Below are 1,624 nucleotides of genomic sequence, written 5' to 3'. Positions count from 1 at the left end.
CGGTCGTCATCTCTCCCGGCTCGTCGTACTGCGTCTTGTCCGGCACCTTCGGATTCGGAATCCTGTGCCCGCGCACCAGCAGCCGGTGCGAGTTCACCCCGTACGGCGTGCAGGTGATCAACGTGGCATAGTCGCGCCCCTGCTCGATGTTGAGTTTGCTGATCTCGCTCGGCAGCACCACCGAAATCTGGTCCACCTTGTACGTGTAGGTTTCGTCGAGCACGTGGAATGCGAACGTGTCGCCTTTCTGAAGCTCGTCCAAACCGGTCAGCAGCCTGGCCGACGGCAGTCCGGTGTGGCCTGATACCACCGCGTGCGTGGTCGCCCCGCCTACGGGCAGCGACGTTCCGGCCAGGTGTCCGGCGGCGATCTGCAGCACGCCTTCGCTGGTGCCGTGGTAGACGGGCAGCTTCACTTTGATGCGCGGAATGGTCACATAGCCCATGATGCCAGTGCCGGTCACGTCGAGCGTTTCGTTGTATTCGCGCTTCTGCTCGTCGGTCATGTGCCACCGGTCGCCGTTCGCGGCGAGCTGTTCGTTGTATTCGTGCGCCGCCTTCAGCATGGCCTTGCGTTCGGCGCCGGACATGTCTTTGGTTTGTTCCACGTAGCCTGCTACGGCGTATGACTGGTGCATGCGGTTCCACCAGTCGCTGAATGTCGGATACGCGATGAGACCCAGCGCACCGATCATGGCGATTGCGGAGATGGCAATCATCACATTGAGCAGCGCATTCGATTTCTTATGCTTGGCAGCCGGTTTAACCTGCGCACCCGGTTTAACCTGCGCATCCAATTCGACTTGCGCAGCTGGCTTGGCGTCCGATTCATCCGTCACGTTATTTATGCTACGCCCGCTTCCGCAAAGCCGTCTTGGCAACGATCAGCAGCACCAAGCCCGCGCCCAAGATGGCCACGGCAATCCAAGCGGCCTGCTGCACGTCGGCGCCGGTGTGCGGCTGGTCCGGCGTGGTGGGTGGCGTGTGCGTGTTGGTGATTTCAGTGGAGTCGCCTTCCACATCGGAGATGGTGGTGTAGCCGTCGGGCACCGCCGCTTCGACCACGGTCCATTCGTGGTCCGCGTCGAGCGCTGTCCACGAATGCGTCCACTTGTTGGACTCGTTCAGCTTCACGTTTTCCACGGGCTCGCCGTCGCGCAGGAGTTTCACGGTGATGGATTCGGGGCGCTTGCCGTCGGAATTGTTCCGGTCATTCCAGATTTTGCGCACGGTGCGTTCCACGGTTTTCGGCGGTTGCGCCACACATTCGGTTTTCGGTTCGATACTCAGCACACGCGACCCGCCGGAGACGCCGTCTTCGGGCACTGCGACGAGCATGCTGCCGGAAGAGCACGTCCATGTCTGGTTCTTTCCGGAGGCGTTGGCGACCTTCACGTCAACGCTGTCGGACACGGCCAAGTACAGGCCGTCGGACAGTCCGGTGAAGGTCAGATGCCCGGAGGTGTTGGTGACGCCGGTTGCCGTGGCGTCGGGTTTGTTCACCGCGATGAGTCCGGCGAGCGTGTTGGCCATGTCTCGCCACGCCTGCGCGTCCTTGCCGGTCATCTTCAACCAGTCGACGGGGTACGCGGTGGAGTCGGTGAACGGTGCGACGGGTTCGAAGG

The 1,624-nt window shown here is 62.1% G+C and carries 2 protein-coding genes; both read right to left on the bottom strand.

Going from position 1 to position 1,624, the window contains the following annotated elements:
• A partial coding sequence (locus tag ACR0P8_RS09605; protein WP_432624836.1) for a class C sortase occupies positions 1 to 838 on the bottom strand: 838 nt, incomplete at its 3' end.
• Positions 839 to 848: 10 nt separating this feature from the next.
• On the bottom strand, positions 849 to 1,624 hold a 776-nt coding region (locus tag ACR0P8_RS09600), incomplete at its 5' end, for a Cna B-type domain-containing protein (RefSeq protein ID WP_432624835.1).

Origin of the sequence: Bifidobacterium sp. (assembly GCF_050874245.1) — a bacterium.
GTDB lineage: Bacteria > Actinomycetota > Actinomycetes > Actinomycetales > Bifidobacteriaceae > Bifidobacterium.
This window is presented reverse-complemented; position numbering and strand designations above follow the sequence as displayed.